Raw genomic sequence first — 16,838 nt, forward strand, 5'->3', positions numbered from 1 at the left:
ACTCATTGTCGGCTGAATCGTCGGCGAAGTCATTGGCAATTTGATGTTGCGCGACACTCGGCCGCCGCATTCGAACCGGGTTCTGCCGCAGTCTCCGGCGACGCATTCGCCCGTGCATGATTCCCATCCGACCCGACCTTAGAGCGTTTTCAAGCGAAGTGGCTACCGGTTCGCGTCAAGAAACGCATCAAAATAAAAACATAGAGCCCGCTTCTGATTCCATCAGAAGCGGAAAGTCTCTAGGTCTGCCTGCCGCCCTCCAGATAGGCCGCGCGGATTTCAGGTTGCGCCAGCAGCTCGGCGCCGGTTCCGCTGAGCGTGATCAGGCCGTTGACCATGACATAGCCGCGATGCGCCAGCCGCAGCGCATGGTTGGCGTTCTGCTCGACCACCAGGACGGTCAGGCCGTCCTCGCGATTGAGCCTGCGGATCGCATCGAAAATCTGGCGGGCGATCAGGGGCGCGAGGCCGAGGGATGGCTCATCCAGCAGCAGCAGTCGCGGACGGCTCATCAGCGCCCGGCCGATGGCCAGCATCTGCTGCTCGCCGCCGGACAGCGTGCCGCCGCGCTGGTTCATTCGCTCCTTCAGGCGCGGAAACAGCGTCAGCACGCGATCGAGGCTCGCGGCGCGATCGCCTCCCGCCGAGTCGGTTGCGTCGGCGCCCATCTGCAGATTCTCGGCGACGCTCATGCGTGGGAAAATCCGTCGGCCCTCGGGCGACTGCGCGATGCGCATGCGCGCGATCTCGTGGGTCGCCATGCCGGTGATGTCGCGACCGTCGAATGCGATGCTGCCGGCCTTGGCGCGGGGCCGGCCGAAAATCGTCATCATCAGCGTCGACTTGCCTGCGCCGTTGGCGCCGATCAGCGTCACGATCTCGCCCGGCCTGATGACGAGGTCCACGCCCTTCAGCGCTTCGATCTTGCCGTAGGCGGCGCGCAGCCCGCGAATGGCGAGGAGCGGCTGGCTCATCGCACGGTCTCCGCGCCGCGGATGGCGAAGCGTTGCTTCGCTGAGCCGGGGCCGCAGCGGCGCGCAAGGTTCGTGAAGGTCCCGGTTCCGCGGAGCAGCGCTGAAGCGCCGCGCCGCGCCCGGGACACGGTGCGGAAGGCCGTCATGCGTCGCCCTCCATGACGGCGGCGGCGGTGTCCTCGTCGGTGCCGAGATAAGCCGCGATCACCTTGGGGTCGTCGCGGATGGCCCGCGGCGCGCCGTCGGCGATCTTGACGCCATAGTCCAGCACCACGATGTGGTCCGAGATCTCCATCACCACCGACATGTCGTGCTCGATCAGCAGGATCGAGGCGCCATGGTCGTCGCGGATCGACAGCAAGAGTTCGTTCAGCGACGCGCTTTCCCTCCCGTTGAGGCCCGCGGCGGGCTCGTCCAGGCAGAGCAGTGCGGGTTCGGTGCACATCGCGCGGGCAATCTCGAGGCGGCGCTGGTCGCCATAGGGGAGGTTGCCGGCGGCGTCATCGGCGCGGTCGAGCAGCCCGATCTTTTCCAGCCACGATCGCGCACGCTCGATCGCGTCGCGCTCCGCCCGCCGCCAGGTCGGAAAACTGAGCAGCCCGAGCAACGTGAAGCCCGACGCGCGCATCAGCGCGTTGTGCTGGGCGACCATCAGGTTCTCAAGCGCCGTCATCCCCGGAAACAGGCGGATGTTCTGGAAGGTGCGGGCGACTTTCGCCGCCTTGGAAATCCGGTAGTCGTTCAGCCGCTCCAGGCGCATGATCCCACCGCCGGCGTGCATAAGCCGTATCGAACCACTGCTCGGCTTGTAGAATCCGGTGATGCAATTGAAGACCGTGGTCTTGCCGGCGCCGTTCGGTCCGATCAGCGCGGTGATCTTGTTGCGCCTGGCGGTGAATGAGAGATCGTTGACGGCGATGATGCCGCCGAAGCGCATCGACAGGTGCTCGACGGCGAGGATGTCGTCGGCGCCGATCATCCCTGGCCTTCCTTGACGATGTCGGACGAGATTGCCCGGTTGTGCTCGAGAAAAACGGTCGGCGAGCGGTGGCCGATCAGGCCGCGCGGCCGCCAAATCATCAGCAGCACCATGACGCCGCCGAACACCAGCATGCGGAACTGTTCGAGGCCGCGGAACAATTCGAACCCGCCGATCATTGCGATCGCGGCAAGCGCCACGCCGAGCTGCGAGCCCATGCCGCCGAGCACGACGATGGCGAGCACCAGCGCCGATTCCTGGAAGGTAAAGGATTCGGGGCTGATGAAGCCCTGGCGGGTCGCGAAGAACGCACCGGCGAATCCGCCGAACATCGCGCCGATGGCGAAGGCTGAAAGTTTTGTCGCGGTGATATTGATGCCGAGCGCCCGGCATGCGACCTCGTCCTCGCGCAGTGCTTCCCAGGCGCGGCCGATCGGCAGCCGCCGCAGGCGGATGGTGACCCAGTTGGTGAGCAGCGCAAGCGCGAGGATCAGGTAGAACAGGAACACGAGGCGATGCGTCGGCGAAAACGGCACGCCGATCAGCGCCGCGAAGCCGTTCTCGCCCGGCGTCAGCGGAATGCCGAAGAATGTCGGACGGGGAATACTGCCGATGCCGTTCGGGCCGCCGGTGAGATCCTGCCAGTTGATGATGACGAGACGGATGATCTCGCCGAACGCGAGCGTGACGATGGCCAGATAGTCGCCGCGCAGCCGCAGCACCGGAAAACCGAGCATCACGCCCCAGCACGCTGCTAGCAGTCCGGAGATCGGCAACAGCACCCAGAATGCCCACGCGCCAAGTTGCAGGAAATCGACTGCGACAAACGGATAGGTGCTGGTGAAATACGGCAAGGGGAGGCCGCTTTGCGCCAGTACCGCATAGGAGTACGCGCCGACCGCATAGAATGCGACGTATCCAAGGTCGAGCAGGCCGGCGAGGCCGACGACGATGTTGAGACCCCAACCGAGCATGACATAGGTCAGCACCAGAATGCTGAGATCGAGCAGGTAGCGTTGATTGTAGAAGATCACCGGCACCAACAGCGCGAAGATCAAAAGCGCGGGCCCGAGCATGCGGCGTGCAATGCCGAGCCCGGCCTGAACCGGCGGCGGAACGATCCGCGCGGCGTCCACGGGTCCCCACCAGCGCCGCAGCAATTCGAGGACAATGCTGCCGCCAAAGACGATGGCGACCGTCGAAGCCAGTTCGCCGAAGCGCGTCGTGTAGGTCAGTTGCCCGCTTTCGCTCGGCAGGGTCCGGATGCCGATCATCAGCGAGAAGAGGATCAACGCCACGAAAGCGCTGACGAGGGATTTCTTCAGGATGAAGACGATAGCCGGTTCACGCGCCACGGTCGGTTGTCTCGAAGCGGACGCTGCCACGTCGGGCCGTCAGACTTTTTCGACTTCGGGCCGGCCGAGCAGGCCGGTCGGCATGAAGATCAGCACGACGATGAGGATCGAGAAGGCGGCGACGTCCTTGTACTCGACCGAAAAATATGCCGACCAGAAAGTCTCGATCAATCCGATCGCGAGACCGCCGAGCATCGCGCCTGGCAGCGATCCGATGCCGCCGAGCACCGCCGCCGTGAAAGCCTTGATGCCCGCGACAAAACCCATGAAGAAATCGACGAGGCCATAATAGAGCAGGTACATCATGCCGGCGACGGCGGCGAGCGCCGCTCCGATCACGAAGGTCATCGAGATGGTGCGGTCGACGTCGACGCCGAGCAGCGCCGCCATGGTCTGGTCCTGCTCGCAGGCGCGCATGTCGCGGCCGAAGCGGGTGCGCGACACCACGTAGCTGAAGATCGCGAGCAGCACGATGGTGGTGACCACCACCACGATCTGGATGTTGGACAGTTGCACCGCGAAGTTGCCGGAATCGTGCAGGGTATGGCCGCCGGTGATGATCGGCGGGATCGGCTTGACCTGCGCGCCCTGCGTCACCTGTGAAAAGTTCGACAGCACGAACGACATGCCGATCGCCGACAGCAGCGGCGCAAGCCGGAACGAGTGCCGCAGCGGCCTGTAGGCGATGCGCTCGACGACCCAGCCGTAAACCGCGGTGACCGCCATCGAGACCAGCAGCACGACGAGCAGGATCAGGGGCACGGCGGAGAGACCCATCGATACCAGGATCAGGAAAGTGATGAGCGCGATGAAGCCGCCGATCATGAAGATGTCGCCGTGAGCGAAATTGATCATGCCGACGATGCCGTAGACCATCGTGTAGCCGATCGCGATCAGGCCGTAGATCGAGCCGAGCACGAGGCCGTTGATCAGTTGCTGGGCGAAATAATCCATGCGCTGCCGTAATCTGCGTCCCCGGACGCGGTCCTATCAGACGCGGTAGTGGGGTCCGGCAGCCGGACCGCCGCGTCTTGAATCAATGTCTAACAGTGGCAACGAGGGCCGGCAACCGCAGGCGGGCAGGATGGCCCCGTAAAACGGGGTCGGCCAGCCTCCTCCAAACCGGAGTTCCCGAGGTCTGGGGTTTCCGCAGCGGAGGCGAGGTTTCCCGTGCGCGGCCGTCATGTTGTCCACAGGGCCGCCGCGCTGATTAAGGTAAATAAAGGGTTTAAATTGCCCGTCGGAGTTTAGGAGCGTTACCTCGCCGTCAAGGCCGCGCCGGGCTCCCGACGATAGCGGCCATACCAACAGCGGATGGCGGCATGGCGACGAATTCCTGGCGGATCAGCACGGTCAATGGCGCATTGCTGGCGCTCTATTTCATTCCGGCATGGACCATCGTGGCGTACAAGATCATGGTTTCGCCGGTGCACGGCCTTTATGATCTTCCCAACGTTGCGGTGGCGCTTTTCGTGAGCGACCACCTTCATGTCGAGGCGTTGAACACAGTTCGCTTTGCCTGGTTGCTCGCGCTCGGCAGGGTGACGGTCGTCGCGTTCTTCGGGGTGTTCCTGGTGATGACGACGCGCGCCTCGGTCCGGAAGTCCGGTGGCTGCGACGAGGCGCTTGCGTTGGCGCTCGGCATCGGCAGCCTCATCACGTTCGCCAGCATGGTGATGGCGTCACGGGTGGGCGAGATGGCCGCGTTGCGCCTGCACGCGACTGAACTGCTGCTGCTGCTCGGCGGCGCGATTTTGATGGCGGTCGAGCCACCGTTCCAGCGCGATCCGCCGCCGGTGCGGCAATGGCCCCCGCAGCCGGACATCTATCCTTTCGGCAATCCCGGTTCCTGAGGGATCGCGTTGCGGTCCCGGTTCTGCGAAGCGGCGGGAGAACGCCGCATCGCCCGCCCGGGGACACGGTTACCGCTGCATGAGGAAGCCGGCCACGGCCTCCGTGAAGGCGTGCGATTGTTCGACATTGGAGATGTGCGCGGCGTCGAGGATGGTCATGCTGGCGCCGGGAATCTGGCTGCGGATATATTCCGCGCCAGCGACGGGCGTCGACTTGTCGTGCCGCCCGGCGATGACGAGCGTGGGGCTTTTGATGCGCGGCAGCAGCGCGCGCTGGTCCAGCGTGCTCAGTGCTTCGCAGCAGGCGATGTAGCCTTCCGGCGGCGAAGCGTTCAGCATGGCTTTCAGTTTCGCCGCGGCGTGCGGCTCGCGCTCGCGAAAATCCGCGGTCAGCCAGCCGCCGATCACGGCGTCGGCGATTGCTTTGAGGCCGCCGTCCCTGACTGCCTGGATGCGGGCGTGCCAGTTGGCCGGATCGGGATAATAGCAACCGGTATTGGCGAGTACGATGCGCTCGAAACGCTCCGGCGCGTTGGCTCCGAGCCATTGCCCGACCATGCTGCCCATCGACAATCCGCACCAGTGGGTCTTGGCGATGTTGAGACCGTCCAGAATCGCCAGCACGTCGCGGCCGAACCGCTCCATCGAATAGGGACCGGGCGGCACGCCGGACTTGCCGTGGCCGCGCCGGTCATAACGAACGACGCGGAACAGTTTCGATAACGGCGCGATCTGCGGCTCCCACATCTGCATCGTGCAGCCGAGCGCGTGCGACAGCATCAGGGTCGGGCCGCCGTCGCGTCCCTCGACGGAGACATTCAACAGGCAGCCGTCGGCATCGATCATGGGCATCGGGTATTCTCCGTCCAGACGTTCAGACGTCATACGCGGGCTCGACCCGCGTATCCATCGATCTTCACAAATACATTTCAGAAGATGACGGATTGCCGGGTCAAGCCCAAGGCAAAGCGCACCGCGCCTGCGGCCGCCGGGTCTTTCTTTTGCGCGCGCCGTCGCCTACCTGAAAGGATCACCGCCGTCGAGCGGAGGCGGACGATCGAGAGGCAACGCATGGCGATGACGATGAACGGCGAAGTCCAGCTTCCGGCGTCCCGCGAAGCGGTCTGGGCCAGGCTCAACGATCCCGAGGTTTTGAAGGCGTGCATCCCGGGTTGCGAGGAATTGACCAGGACCGATGCGAACGAATTCCAGGCCGTCGCCAGGATGAAGATCGGCCCGGTATCCGCCCGCTTCAAGGGCAAGGTGACGCTCAGCGATCTCGACCCGCCGAACGGATACAGGATCTCGGGCGAAGGGGAGGGCGGCGTCGCCGGTTTCGCTAGGGGCGATGCGACGGTGGTGTTGATCGATCAGGATGGCGGCACGCTGCTCAAGTACGATGTGGAAGCACAGACCGGCGGCAAGCTGGCGCAACTGGGCCAACGGCTGATCGGCGGTACGGCCAAGAAGCTTGCCGACGAATTTTTCGCGAACTTCGCCAAAGCTATTCAGGAGCAGCCCTGAAATTCGCGCTGTCATGGCCGTGCCGCGGCCGGTCCGCGAGGTTGCTCATTACCGGGATGGCCCATATCATGCGCGGCCTTGCGAACGACCGTTCGGATGTGCGGCACCGGATCCAAAGAGAGCGCCGATGGCCAAGATTTCGCTGATCGTGAACGGCAAACCGACGACCGCCAATATCGATCCCCGCACGTTGCTGGTACAGTTCCTGCGCGAAAACCTGCGCCTGACCGGCACCCATGTCGGATGCGACACCTCGCAATGCGGCGCCTGTATCGTGCATCTCGACGGCAAGGCCGTGAAGTCGTGCACCATGCTGGCGGTGATGGCGGACGGGCACGAGGTCACGACCATCGAGGGCCTCGCGGCCGACGGCGCGCCGCTGCATCCGATGCAGGAAGCCTTTCGCGAGCACCATGGTTTGCAATGCGGCTTCTGCACTCCGGGCATGATCATGACCGCGATCGATATGGTTCGCCGCAAGGGCCACGAACTCGACGATCAGACCATTCGCGATGAACTGGAGGGCAACCTCTGCCGCTGCACGGGCTATCAGAACATCGTCGATTCCATCGCGGCCGGAGCCAGGGCGATGGCGAAATCGGATCCTGCATGAGGCCGAGGTCACGACGTCGCGCGACGATTCCGGGAACCTGAGCCATGTACGAATTCAAATATCATCGACCGGCGACAGTGCGGCAGGCCGCCAACCTGCTGGTCAGGAACGAAGACGCCATGCTTATCGCCGGCGGCCATACGCTGCTGCCGGTCATGAAGCAGCGGCTGGCGAGCCCCGCGCATCTGATCGATCTCACGCACATCGAAGGTCTCGACGGCATCGAGATGAGCGGGCGCGCGCTGGTGATCGGCGCGACTGCGAAACATGCCGATGTCGCCAATTCGCCGGTCGTGGGCGAGGCGATCCCGGCGCTGGCCGAACTCGCCGCGCTGATCGGCGATCCGGCGGTGCGCCACAAGGGGACCATCGGCGGCTCGCTCGCCAATAACGATCCCACCGCCGATTATCCGGCGGCCTGCCTGGCGCTCGGGGCCACCATCGTCACCAACAAGCGCCGCCTGAAATCGTATGAGTTCTTCCAGGGCATGTTCGCCACCGCGCTGGAGAGCGACGAGATCATCACGCGGGTGATGTTTCCGCTGCCGAAGAAGGCGGCCTATCAGAAGTTCCGCAATCAGGCCTCGCGCTACGCGCTGGTCGGCGTGTTCGTCGCCAGGCGTCCGTCGGATGTGCGCGTCGCCGTCACCGGTGCCGGCGAGGAGGGCGTATTCCGCGTGACGGCATTCGAGGAGGCTCTGAAGAAAAGCTTCAAGTCGAAGTCGCTCGAGGGCTTGCTGGCGCCGGCCACGGGCCTCAACAGCGACCTGCACGGCAGCGCGGACTATCGCGCGCATCTGATCGGGGTGCTTGCGCGCCGTGCGGTGGATACCGCGAATGGCAGGACGTAGCATTGCGGATTTTCATTCAGGCTTCATCATGAATACGACACAGGCGCTACCCACTTCTGTCGATGCGACGCTCGACCTGCTGACGCAGCACGGCTATCTCGCCGAGCGTTCATTGGCGACGGTGGTGTTTCTATCGCTGCGCATGGGACGGCCGCTGTTTTTGGAAGGCGAAGCCGGCGTCGGCAAGACCGAGATCGCGAAAGTGCTGTCGGCCGCGTTGGGGCGCAGGCTGATCCGGCTGCAATGCTACGAGGGGCTCGATGTCGCCTCCGCCGTCTACGAGTGGAACAGCGCCGCGCAAATGATCGCGATCCGGCTCGCGGAAGCAGCCGGCGACACCGATCGCGAGCAGTTGTCCCGCGACATCTTCGCCGAGCGATATCTGATCAAACGGCCGTTGCTTCAGGCGCTGGAGTCGGATGTCGCCGGCGCGCCGGTGCTCCTGATCGACGAACTCGATCGTGCCGACGAGGCTTTCGAAGCCTATCTGCTGGAAATTCTCAGCGACTTTCAGGTAACGATCCCGGAACTCGGCACCGTCAAGGCGTCAGCACCGCCGATCGTCATCGTGACCTCCAACCGGACCCGCGAGATTCACGATGCGTTGAAGCGGCGATGCCTCTATCACTGGATCGATTATCCCTCCGCCGAGCGGGAGCTTGCGATCGTCAAATCGCGGGTGCCCGGCATTTCCGCGAAATTGTCGCAGCAGGTGGTCAGCTTTGTGCAGGCGCTGCGCGGTCGGGACTTCTACAAGAACCCGGGCGTCGCCGAGACCGTCGACTGGGCGACGGCGCTGACCGAACTCGACGCGCGTTCGCTGACGCCGCAGGTCGTCGGCGACACCATCGGCGCACTTCTGAAATACCAGGACGATATCGGCCGGATGCAGGGCGACGCCTTGCAGAAGGTGTTGAAGGAAGCGAGCAGCGAATAGGGTCATTCCGGATTCACGCTTCTCGCGCCCGGGAGTCGAAATGCGTGGCTGGATTCCGGGTTCGCGCTAAGTCGCGCGCCCCGGAATGACAACCAGGGTACAGGGTATGGCTGTCAATCATCTCGATCCGCCAACCGGACAGATCGCGGACAACGTCGTCGGCTTTGCGCGCACGTTGCGCGCCGCAGGCCTTCCGGTCGGGCCGGGCGCCGCGATCGACGCGCTGAATGCCTTACGCCTGATCGATATCGGCAACCGCGCCGACGTCTTCGCCACGCTTGAATCTATTTTCGTGACGCGCCACGATCATGCGCTGATCTTTGCGCGGGTCTTCGATCTGTTCTTTCGAGCCGCGGAGGAATGGAAAAGCATGCTGGATTCGGTCTCGCTTCCGGACCAGGCCAGGAAACCGCCGCCGGCCGCGCGGCGCGTTCACGAGGCGCTGGCGCAGCCGGCGGTCGCCGGCGAGGACGATGCGCTGCAACACGAGCAGAATATTCAGCTTTCCGTCTCTGACCGCGAGGTGCTGCAGAAAAAAGACTTTGCCCAGATGAGCGCGGCCGAGATCGCCGAAGTCGCGCAGGTCATCGCGAAGATGAGGTTGCCGCAGGCCGAGCTTCGCACCCGGCGCACCCGGCCCGATCACCGCGGGCTGCGGCTCGACCTGCGCCGGACGCTGCGCGGCAGCCTGCGCACCGGTGGCGATATCGTCGATATCTATCGCCTGGGCCTCGTCGACAAGCCGGCTCCGATCGTGGCGCTCCTGGATATATCGGGCTCCATGAGCGAATATACCCGGCTGTTCCTGCATTTTCTCCATGCCATCACCGATGCGCGCAAGCGCGTCTCGGTCTTTCTGTTCGGGACGCGGCTGACCAACGTGACCCGCGCGCTGCGGACGCGCGACCCGGACGAGGCGCTGGCCGCCTGCTCGTCCGCGGTCGAGGACTGGGCCGGCGGAACGCGGATCGCGACCTCGCTGCATAATTTCAACAAGCTGTGGGGCCGGCGCGTGCTGGCGCAGGGCGCGATCGTGCTGTTGATCACCGACGGGCTGGAGCGTGAGGCCGACTCAAGACTGGCGTTCGAGATGGACCGGCTGCACCGCTCCTGCCGCCGGCTGATCTGGCTCAACCCTCTATTGCGCTATGAGGGCTTTGAACCGAAGGCGCAAGGAATTAAATTGATGCTGCCGCACGTTGACGAATTTCGTCCGGTGCATAATTTGTCGTCTATCAAGGGGCTGATGGCCGCGCTGACCATGGCGCCGGTCTCGAATCGCCGCGATCTCCTCCGCCCCGCAGCCTGATTAGAGTCATCCGCCATGCTCGATCGCGACGAGGATATTCTGAAGGCGGCCGAGGACTGGCGGAAAGCCGGTCACGGCGTCGCGCTCGCGACGGTGGTCGAAACGTGGGGCTCGGCCCCGCGTCCCGCCGGTTCGAGCCTCGTCGTCAACGACGACGGCACGTTTCTCGGCTCGGTCTCCGGCGGCTGCGTCGAAGGCGCCGTGGTGACCGAGGCGCTGGACGTGATCTCCAGCGGCACGCCCCGGATGCTGGAGTTCGGCGTGGCTGACGACGCGGCCTGGAAGGTCGGACTGTCCTGCGGCGGCACCATTCGTGTGTTCGTCGAGAAAGTCGGCTGACCGTGACATGAAACTCGCCACGCTCGCAGAGATCAACAGGGAGCGGGCCGCGCGGCGGCCGGTGATCGTGGTGACCGATATAGCTGACGGCGAGCAGCGTATCGTCAAGGCGGCCGATCTCGCCGGCGATCCACTGCATGCGGAGCTGGACAGACACCTGCGCATGGGCAAGAGCGGCACGGTCGAAGTCGGCGGCCGAAAGCTGTTCCTGAATGTCTACGCGCCGACGGCGAAGCTCGTGATCGTCGGGGCGGTCCACATCAGCCAGGCGCTGGCGCCTCTCGCGCGGTCGCTCGGCTATGACGTCACGGTGGTCGATCCGCGCACGGCATTTGCAAGCCCGGAGCGGTTTCCGGACGTGCCGCTGGTTGCCGAGTGGCCCGACGTTGCGCTGCCGCCGCTCCATATCGACCACTATACCGCCTTCGTCGCGGTGACCCACGACCCCAAAATCGACGATCCGGCGTTGCTGCACGCGCTCGAACGCGATTGTTTCTACATCGGTGCGCTGGGGTCTTGGAAAACCCACGCCCGGCGCGCCGACCGCCTGAAGGCGCAGGGCGCTTCCGACGCCGACATCGCACGCATCCATGCGCCGATCGGGCTGGAGATCGGCGCCGTTTCGCCCTCCGAGATCGCCGTAGCCATCATGGCGGAAATCACAGCGCAGCTACGGCTGCCGAAAGCGAGTGCGGCATGAAATTTGGTCCCGCTTCCCCGGACGACGCAATCGGCGGCGTCACCGTGCATACGCTCCGGCAGGGTGCGTTCGTGCTCAAGAAGGGCACCACCATAGGACCTGTGGAGGTCGAAGCGCTGAACAGGGCGGGCGTGAAGGAGGTCGTCGTCGTTCGTCTCGAGGATGGTGATGTGTCCGAGGACGTGGCGGCGGCGGACGTCGCAAAGGCTGTCGCCGGCGCTGGCGTCACGGTCGAGCGTGCCTTCACCGGCCGCGCCAACCTGTTCGCGGCGCGGGCCGGCGTGCTGGTGGTCGATCGCGCGGCAGTCAACCGCATCAATAATATCGATGAAGCCATCACGTTCGCGACGCTCCCGGCCTACAAGCCGGTGGTCGAGGGCGAGATGATCGCCACCGTCAAGCTGATCCCGTTCGGCGTCGAAGCGGGGCTGCGCGATGCGGCGGTTGCGGCGGCGCGCCGCGAGGTTTTGCGCGTCGCGCCTTACCGGATCAAGCGCGTCGGCGTCGTTTCCACCATCCTTCCCGGCCTGGCGCCGAAGGTGATCGACAAGACCCTGCGCGTGACCGCCGATCGTCTTGCGCCCGCCGGCGCGACGATGATTGCCGAGCGGCGGGTGCCGCACGACCAGACTGTGCTGTCGGCTGCGATCAAGGAGATGCTCGATCTCGGCGCCGAACTGGTGATCGTGTTCGGCGCATCCGCGATCGCCGACCGCCGCGATGTCATCCCCGCGGCTCTTACCGCTGCCGGCGGCGTGGTCGAGCATTTCGGCATGCCGGTCGATCCCGGCAACCTGCTTTTGATCGGAAAGGCGCGCGGCGTGCCGGTGCTGGGCGCGCCGGGTTGCGCGCGCTCTCCCGTTGAGAACGGCTTCGATTGGGTGCTGATGCGCCTGCTCGCCGGATTGAAGGTCGCCCGCCGCGACCTGACGGGGATGGGAGTCGGCGGCCTGCTGATGGAAATCGTGACGCGGCCGCAACCGCGTATTTCGCCGGCGACCGACAGCAACAACGATATCGCGGCGGTGATCCTCGCGGCCGGGCGTTCGACCCGCATGGGCGGCTCCAACAAGCTTCTGGCGGAACTGAACGGCAAGCCGCTGGTTCGCGTCGTGGCTGAACAGGTGTTGGCGTCGAAAGTATCAACCGTGACCGTCGTCACCGGCTATCAGGCCGCTGAGGTCGAGCGCGCGCTGCGCGGGCTGAACGTCACGTTCGTGTACAATCCGGATTTCCCCACGGGGTTGGCCAGTTCGCTCAAGGCCGGCATCGGCGTGGTTCCGAAAGAGGCGGGGGGCGCCTTGATCTGCCTCGGCGACATGCCGCTGATCGATGCGCGTCTCCTTGATCGGCTGGTCGCGGCCTTTGCCCCGGATCGCGGCATGCTGATCGCGGTCCCCGTCAGCGATGGCAGCCGCGGCAATCCCGTGCTGTGGTCGCGGCGTTTCTTCGGAGAACTGATGTCGCTCGAAGGCGATGTCGGCGCGCGCAATCTGATCGCGCGTCATGGCGAGGTCGTCGCGGAGGTTGCGGTTGATGACCATGGAGCCTTCCTCGACATCGACACGCCTCAAGCGCTGGCCGCGATGCGGCGCGGTTGATCGCGCCTCCCCAGAAGCGGTCCGTGCCGTGCCAAGTCTACGATCTCCGCCGGACCGGACGAGATGTTCAGGCATGACGCTGCAAGGTCACGCCCGAAATTAACATGTTAATACAATAAGATAATTGTCATCACGACGGATTGACCGCCCGTATGGGATCTCGTCTTGAATATGACTGACTAGTCAGTCATATTCATTTCATGAGAGCTGTAAAATCGAAACCGCGAAAGATCGCAACTGCGAAATCCGGCAATACTCGACCGGCCGCAAACAAGGTTGGCGTGACGTCCACGCAGACCGGAAGAACCGCCCGGCCATCGAACCGCGCAGCCCGCGCGGCGCAACGCCGCGCGGCGATTATCGCGGCGGGCCTCGATGAATTCACCGCGCGTGGTTTTGCCGCCACCCGTTTGGACGACGTGGCGAGGCGGGCCGGAGTGGCCAAAGGCACGATCTACCTGCACTTCAAGGACAAGGAGGCGCTGTTCCAGGAACTGGTGAGAACGGCGCTCGTGCCGCTGATCGTAAACCTGACGGCCCTGCCGGCCGCCGGCGGATCGATACGCGAGATTCTCGAGCGTTTCGCCGAGGCTTTTGTGCGCGACGTTGCCGAAACCAGGCGCGGCGATATCGTCCGCTTGATCATGGCGGAAGGCGCGCGCTTTCCGTCGCTCGCCGATTTCTACTTTCGTGAAGTCGTTTCGCGCGGCCTCGAAGGCATGCGCAAGCTGATCGAGGGTGGTATCGCGCGCGGAGAAATCCGCGATGCGCGCCTTGCCGACTTCCCCCAGATCGTCGTCGCGCCCGCCTTGGTCGCCGTGATGTGGCAGGGCCTGTTCGGCCGGCATGCGCCTCTCGACGCCGTGGCGATGCTGAGGATCCATCTCGACCTGATTTTTGGCGAACGGAGGGTTTCATGATCCCGCTGCGCGTCATCGTGCGAGTCGGCGCCGCGTTGGCGCTGACGGTTCTCGTTGCCGGCTGCGGTCCGAAGTCGTCGCCGGGTTATCAGGGCTGGGTCGAGGCCGACATGATTTTTGTCAGTCCCGACGAGAGCGGCCGTGTCACCAAACTGAATGTGCGCGAGGGCGATGCTGTCGAGGTCGGCACGCAGCTCTATTCGGTCGACGATGACTTGCAGCAGGCCGATCTCAATCAGAACAAGGCGACGCTGGCGAATGCGCATCAGACTTATGACCGCGCGGCCTCGCTGAGGAAAACCGGGGCGGGGACGCAGGCGACATTGGATTCCGCCATTTCCGCGTTGCGTGTCGCCGAAGCGCGGGTCAACACCTCGGAAACGCGGCTGTCGCGCCGCAAGGGTTTCGCGCCGGTCGCGGGGACCATCCAGCAGATCTATTTTCGTGAAGGCGAGATGGTGCCGGCGCAACGGCCGGTGCTGTCGATCATGCCGCCGGGCAATATGAAAATCCGGTTCTTTGTGCCGGAGGCTGATTTGCCGAAACTCAGGGTCGGGCAGGAGGTGCGCATTACTTGTGACAACTGTGCGCCCGGCCTGACGGCAAAGATCTATTTCATCGCCACCCAGGCCGAGTATACGCCGCCGGTGATCTACAGCCTCGAGGAACGCAATAAATTGGTGTTCTTGATCCAGGCGAGGCCCAACAGGCCGGACAATCTCCGCGTCGGACAGCCAATCACAGTTCAACCCGACGCCGCGACGCAGTGAGGGCCGCGCCATGAGCCAGGCAGCCGTGAAAGCATCTGATGTTGCGATCGAGGTTTCCGGCCTGTCGAAGTCGTTCAACGGCCGCGAGGTCGTGCACGATCTGTCCATGCAGGTGAAGCGCGGAATGATCTACGGCTTTCTTGGTCCCAACGGCTCGGGCAAGACCACCACCATCCGCATGCTTTGCGGACTGCTGACGCCGGACAGCGGCGAGGGCACCTGCCTCGGCTATGACATCCGCCGCGACGCGGACAAGATCAAGCGCCGGGTCGGCTACATGACCCAGCGCTTCAGCCTCTATCAGGACCTCTCGGTGCGCGAGAACCTGGAGTTCGTTGCGCGGCTCTATGGCATGCGCGATGCGCGCGGCTCGGCGCTGGCCATGATCAAACGGCTCGGTCTTGATGGCCGCGAAGAGCAGCTCGCGGGCGAGTTGTCCGGCGGCTGGAAGCAGCGCCTCGCGCTCGGCGCCTGTACGCTGCCGAACCCGCAACTGCTTCTGCTCGACGAGCCGACCGCGGGCGTCGATCCCAAGGCGCGGCGCGAATTCTGGAACGAGATTCATGCGCTGGCCGCGGGTGGCCTGACGGTGCTTGTCTCGACGCACTACATGGACGAGGCCGAACGCTGTCATGAGATCGCCTATATCGCCTATGGTCATCTGCTTGTGCATGGGACCGTGGATGAGGTCATCGCGAAATCGGCGCTGACCACCTACACGGTCACGGGCGGCGATATCAACGAACTGTCGGCCGAGCTTGCCGGCAAGCCGGGCATCGACATGGTCGCGCCGTTCGGCACCAGCCTGCATGTTTCCGGCCGCGACAAGGCCGCGCTCGAAGCAACGATCGCGCCGTATCGTGGTCGTGGCGACATGCATTGGCAGCAGAGCGAGCCGTCACTTGAAGATGTGTTCATCGAACTGATGAGCCGTTCCAAGGACAACTTCCAATGAGCGCCGCGGACGACCATTCCGCCGAAAGGGAGAGGCCGTTCGGCTTCTGGCGGCGCAGCTACGCCATGCTGGTGAAAGAATTCATCCAGCTCCGGCGCGACCGGATATCGTTTGCGATGATCGTGATGATTCCGGTGATGCAGCTCCTGCTGTTCGGCTATGCCATCAACACCACGCCGCGCCATCTGCCTACCGCGGTTCTGATGCAGGAAGACAGCGACCTCGCGCGCTCGATTCTCAAGGCACTGGAGAACACGTCCTATTTCCGCTTCACGCAGGAGGTGCACGACGTCGATACCTTCGACAATCTCCTGAAGTCGGGCAAGGTATTGTTCGGCGTCGAGATTCCGCGCGGCTTCGAGCGCGGCGTGCGGCGCGGGGACCGTCCGGCGCTCCTGGTCGCCGCCGATGCCACCGATCCCGTCGCCGCCGGCTCGGCGTTGAGCGCGCTCGGTCCGATCGTGCAGACCGCGCTCGCGCACGATCTGTTCATCGGTAATCCACCCGATCCGCCATTCGAGATCCGGGCGCACGCCCGCTACAATCCCGCGGCCTCGTCGCGGCTGAACATCGTGCCCGGGCTGGTCGGCACCATCCTCACCATGACCATGCTGATCTTCACGGCCCTGTCGGTCACGCGCGAGATCGAGCGAGGTACGATGGAAAGCCTGCTGTCGATGCCGATCACGCCGGTGGAGGTCATGATCGGCAAGATACTGCCCTACGTGCTGGTGGGTTTCATCCAGGCGGCTCTGATCATTGGCATAGGGGTGCTGCTGTTCGGCGTTCCCATCGAGGGAAGCATGACGCTGCTGGCATTATTGTCGACGCTGTTCATCACAACCAATCTTGCCGTCGGATACACATTCTCCACCATCGTGCAGAACCAGCTCCAGGCCATGCAGATGTCGACCATGTTCTTCCTGCCGAGCATTCTGCTGTCCGGCTTCATGTTTCCGTTCGCCGGCATGCCGATCTGGGCGCAATATGTCGGGGAATGCCTGCCGCTGACGCACTACGTGCGGATTGTTCGCGCTATCATGCTGAAGGGAGCGACGTTGCAGAACCTGCAGTACGACACGCTCGCGTTGCTGGCGCTCATGATCGTGGCCATGATGATCGCAGTGACGCGATTTCGCCGCACGCTGGATTGAGGAT

At 64.2% G+C, this 16,838-nt stretch carries 18 protein-coding genes; 13 read left to right on the top strand and 5 right to left on the bottom strand.

Annotated features, from left to right (window positions below; all coding sequences use genetic code 11):
• Window positions 1-239: 239 nt before the first annotated feature.
• The 4 genes from ACMDCM_RS03650 to ACMDCM_RS03665 all read right to left on the bottom strand — a co-directional run bounded on the left by ACMDCM_RS03650 (window position 240) and on the right by ACMDCM_RS03665 (window position 4,262).
• On the bottom strand, window positions 240-974 hold the full coding sequence (locus tag ACMDCM_RS03650; RefSeq protein WP_412772298.1) for an ABC transporter ATP-binding protein: 735 nt from the start codon (window positions 972-974) through the stop codon (window positions 240-242).
• 142 nt (window positions 975-1,116) lie between these two features.
• Window positions 1,117-1,953, bottom strand: a complete 837-nt coding sequence (locus ACMDCM_RS03655) for an ABC transporter ATP-binding protein (protein ID WP_412772299.1) — start codon at window positions 1,951-1,953, stop codon at window positions 1,117-1,119.
• The gene (gene livM / locus ACMDCM_RS03660) at window positions 1,950-3,308 is read right to left on the bottom strand and encodes a high-affinity branched-chain amino acid ABC transporter permease LivM (RefSeq protein WP_412772300.1); all 1,359 of its coding nucleotides are present in this window, start codon (window positions 3,306-3,308) and stop codon (window positions 1,950-1,952) included. Before livM ends, ACMDCM_RS03655 begins: the two co-directional genes overlap by 4 nt.
• A 39-nt stretch (window positions 3,309-3,347) precedes the next feature.
• Window positions 3,348-4,262: an ABC transporter permease subunit gene (locus ACMDCM_RS03665; RefSeq protein WP_412772301.1), complete on the bottom strand. Its 915-nt coding sequence runs from the start codon at window positions 4,260-4,262 to the stop codon at window positions 3,348-3,350.
• Window positions 4,263-4,630: 368 nt separating this feature from the next.
• On the opposite strand from ACMDCM_RS03665, the gene ACMDCM_RS03670 reads away from it, so the two are divergent.
• Window positions 4,631-5,161: a hypothetical protein gene (locus tag ACMDCM_RS03670; RefSeq protein WP_412772302.1), complete on the top strand. Its 531-nt coding sequence runs from the start codon at window positions 4,631-4,633 to the stop codon at window positions 5,159-5,161.
• 69 nt (window positions 5,162-5,230) lie between these two features.
• Here the strand turns inward: ACMDCM_RS03670 and pcaD are convergent, their stop codons facing one another.
• On the bottom strand, window positions 5,231-6,013 hold the full coding sequence (gene pcaD, locus ACMDCM_RS03675) for a 3-oxoadipate enol-lactonase (protein ID WP_412772303.1): 783 nt from the start codon (window positions 6,011-6,013) through the stop codon (window positions 5,231-5,233).
• A gap of 219 nt (window positions 6,014-6,232) precedes the next feature.
• On the opposite strand from pcaD, the gene ACMDCM_RS03680 reads away from it, so the two are divergent.
• From ACMDCM_RS03680 to ACMDCM_RS03735, 12 genes are all read left to right on the top strand, one after another.
• Window positions 6,233-6,685, top strand: coding sequence for an SRPBCC family protein (locus ACMDCM_RS03680; RefSeq protein ID WP_412772304.1), 453 nt, complete (start codon window positions 6,233-6,235; stop codon window positions 6,683-6,685).
• 127 nt (window positions 6,686-6,812) lie between these two features.
• Window positions 6,813-7,298, top strand: a complete 486-nt coding sequence (locus ACMDCM_RS03685) for a (2Fe-2S)-binding protein (RefSeq protein WP_412772305.1) — start codon at window positions 6,813-6,815, stop codon at window positions 7,296-7,298.
• A gap of 44 nt (window positions 7,299-7,342) precedes the next feature.
• The gene (locus tag ACMDCM_RS03690) at window positions 7,343-8,149 is read left to right on the top strand and encodes an FAD binding domain-containing protein (RefSeq protein WP_412772306.1); all 807 of its coding nucleotides are present in this window, start codon (window positions 7,343-7,345) and stop codon (window positions 8,147-8,149) included.
• 28 nt (window positions 8,150-8,177) lie between these two features.
• A complete protein-coding gene (locus ACMDCM_RS03695; protein WP_412774656.1) occupies window positions 8,178-9,086 on the top strand; it encodes an AAA family ATPase in 909 nt (302 codons plus the stop codon).
• Window positions 9,087-9,192: 106 nt separating this feature from the next.
• Window positions 9,193-10,395 carry a vWA domain-containing protein gene (locus tag ACMDCM_RS03700; protein WP_412772307.1) on the top strand — a complete coding sequence of 401 codons (1,203 nt, stop codon included), beginning with the start codon at window positions 9,193-9,195 and terminating at the stop codon, window positions 10,393-10,395.
• A 15-nt stretch (window positions 10,396-10,410) separates the two neighbouring features.
• Window positions 10,411-10,734 (top strand): XdhC family protein, encoded by a 324-nt coding sequence (locus ACMDCM_RS03705; protein ID WP_412772308.1) that lies wholly within the window; start codon window positions 10,411-10,413, stop codon window positions 10,732-10,734.
• 7 nt (window positions 10,735-10,741) lie between these two features.
• Window positions 10,742-11,434, top strand: a complete 693-nt coding sequence (locus ACMDCM_RS03710; RefSeq protein WP_412772309.1) for an XdhC family protein — start codon at window positions 10,742-10,744, stop codon at window positions 11,432-11,434.
• Complete coding sequence (locus ACMDCM_RS03715; protein ID WP_412772310.1) at window positions 11,431-13,035, top strand: NTP transferase domain-containing protein; 1,605 nt, start codon at window positions 11,431-11,433, stop codon at window positions 13,033-13,035. Before ACMDCM_RS03710 ends, ACMDCM_RS03715 begins: the two co-directional genes overlap by 4 nt.
• 200 nt (window positions 13,036-13,235) lie before the next feature.
• Window positions 13,236-13,955 (top strand): TetR/AcrR family transcriptional regulator, encoded by a 720-nt coding sequence (locus tag ACMDCM_RS03720; protein ID WP_412772311.1) that lies wholly within the window; start codon window positions 13,236-13,238, stop codon window positions 13,953-13,955.
• On the top strand, window positions 13,952-14,725 hold the full coding sequence (locus ACMDCM_RS03725; RefSeq protein WP_412772312.1) for an HlyD family secretion protein: 774 nt from the start codon (window positions 13,952-13,954) through the stop codon (window positions 14,723-14,725). Before ACMDCM_RS03720 ends, ACMDCM_RS03725 begins: the two co-directional genes overlap by 4 nt.
• Before the next feature lie 10 nt (window positions 14,726-14,735).
• Window positions 14,736-15,680: an ABC transporter ATP-binding protein gene (locus ACMDCM_RS03730; RefSeq protein ID WP_412772313.1), complete on the top strand. Its 945-nt coding sequence runs from the start codon at window positions 14,736-14,738 to the stop codon at window positions 15,678-15,680.
• On the top strand, window positions 15,677-16,834 hold the full coding sequence (locus tag ACMDCM_RS03735; protein ID WP_412772314.1) for an ABC transporter permease: 1,158 nt from the start codon (window positions 15,677-15,679) through the stop codon (window positions 16,832-16,834). The genes ACMDCM_RS03730 and ACMDCM_RS03735 overlap by 4 nt, the downstream gene beginning before the upstream one ends.
• Window positions 16,835-16,838 lie beyond the last annotated feature (4 nt).

It is taken from the genome of Nitrobacter sp. (assembly GCF_047149785.1).
Taxonomy (GTDB): Bacteria; Pseudomonadota; Alphaproteobacteria; order Rhizobiales; family Xanthobacteraceae; genus Nitrobacter.

Excerpts from the sequence above, each read along its gene's own strand:
- ACMDCM_RS03720 (WP_412772311.1), top strand. The coding sequence starts at position 13,236 with ATGAGAGCTGTAAAATCGAAACCGCGAAAGATCGCAACTGCGAAATCC.
- ACMDCM_RS03650 (WP_412772298.1), bottom strand. The coding sequence starts at position 974 with ATGAGCCAGCCGCTCCTCGCCATTCGCGGGCTGCGCGCCGCCTACGGC.
- ACMDCM_RS03685 (WP_412772305.1), top strand. The coding sequence starts at position 6,813 with ATGGCCAAGATTTCGCTGATCGTGAACGGCAAACCGACGACCGCCAAT.
- ACMDCM_RS03655 (WP_412772299.1), bottom strand. The coding sequence starts at position 1,953 with ATGATCGGCGCCGACGACATCCTCGCCGTCGAGCACCTGTCGATGCGC.
- ACMDCM_RS03665 (WP_412772301.1), bottom strand. The coding sequence starts at position 4,262 with ATGGATTATTTCGCCCAGCAACTGATCAACGGCCTCGTGCTCGGCTCG.
- ACMDCM_RS03715 (WP_412772310.1), top strand. The coding sequence starts at position 11,431 with ATGAAATTTGGTCCCGCTTCCCCGGACGACGCAATCGGCGGCGTCACC.
- ACMDCM_RS03725 (WP_412772312.1), top strand. The coding sequence starts at position 13,952 with ATGATCCCGCTGCGCGTCATCGTGCGAGTCGGCGCCGCGTTGGCGCTG.
- ACMDCM_RS03710 (WP_412772309.1), top strand. The coding sequence starts at position 10,742 with ATGAAACTCGCCACGCTCGCAGAGATCAACAGGGAGCGGGCCGCGCGG.
- ACMDCM_RS03700 (WP_412772307.1), top strand. The coding sequence starts at position 9,193 with ATGGCTGTCAATCATCTCGATCCGCCAACCGGACAGATCGCGGACAAC.
- ACMDCM_RS03670 (WP_412772302.1), top strand. The coding sequence starts at position 4,631 with ATGGCGACGAATTCCTGGCGGATCAGCACGGTCAATGGCGCATTGCTG.
- ACMDCM_RS03735 (WP_412772314.1), top strand. The coding sequence starts at position 15,677 with ATGAGCGCCGCGGACGACCATTCCGCCGAAAGGGAGAGGCCGTTCGGC.
- pcaD (WP_412772303.1), bottom strand. The coding sequence starts at position 6,013 with ATGCCCATGATCGATGCCGACGGCTGCCTGTTGAATGTCTCCGTCGAG.
- ACMDCM_RS03695 (WP_412774656.1), top strand. The coding sequence starts at position 8,178 with ATGAATACGACACAGGCGCTACCCACTTCTGTCGATGCGACGCTCGAC.
- ACMDCM_RS03690 (WP_412772306.1), top strand. The coding sequence starts at position 7,343 with ATGTACGAATTCAAATATCATCGACCGGCGACAGTGCGGCAGGCCGCC.
- ACMDCM_RS03730 (WP_412772313.1), top strand. The coding sequence starts at position 14,736 with ATGAGCCAGGCAGCCGTGAAAGCATCTGATGTTGCGATCGAGGTTTCC.
- ACMDCM_RS03705 (WP_412772308.1), top strand. The coding sequence starts at position 10,411 with ATGCTCGATCGCGACGAGGATATTCTGAAGGCGGCCGAGGACTGGCGG.
- ACMDCM_RS03680 (WP_412772304.1), top strand. The coding sequence starts at position 6,233 with ATGGCGATGACGATGAACGGCGAAGTCCAGCTTCCGGCGTCCCGCGAA.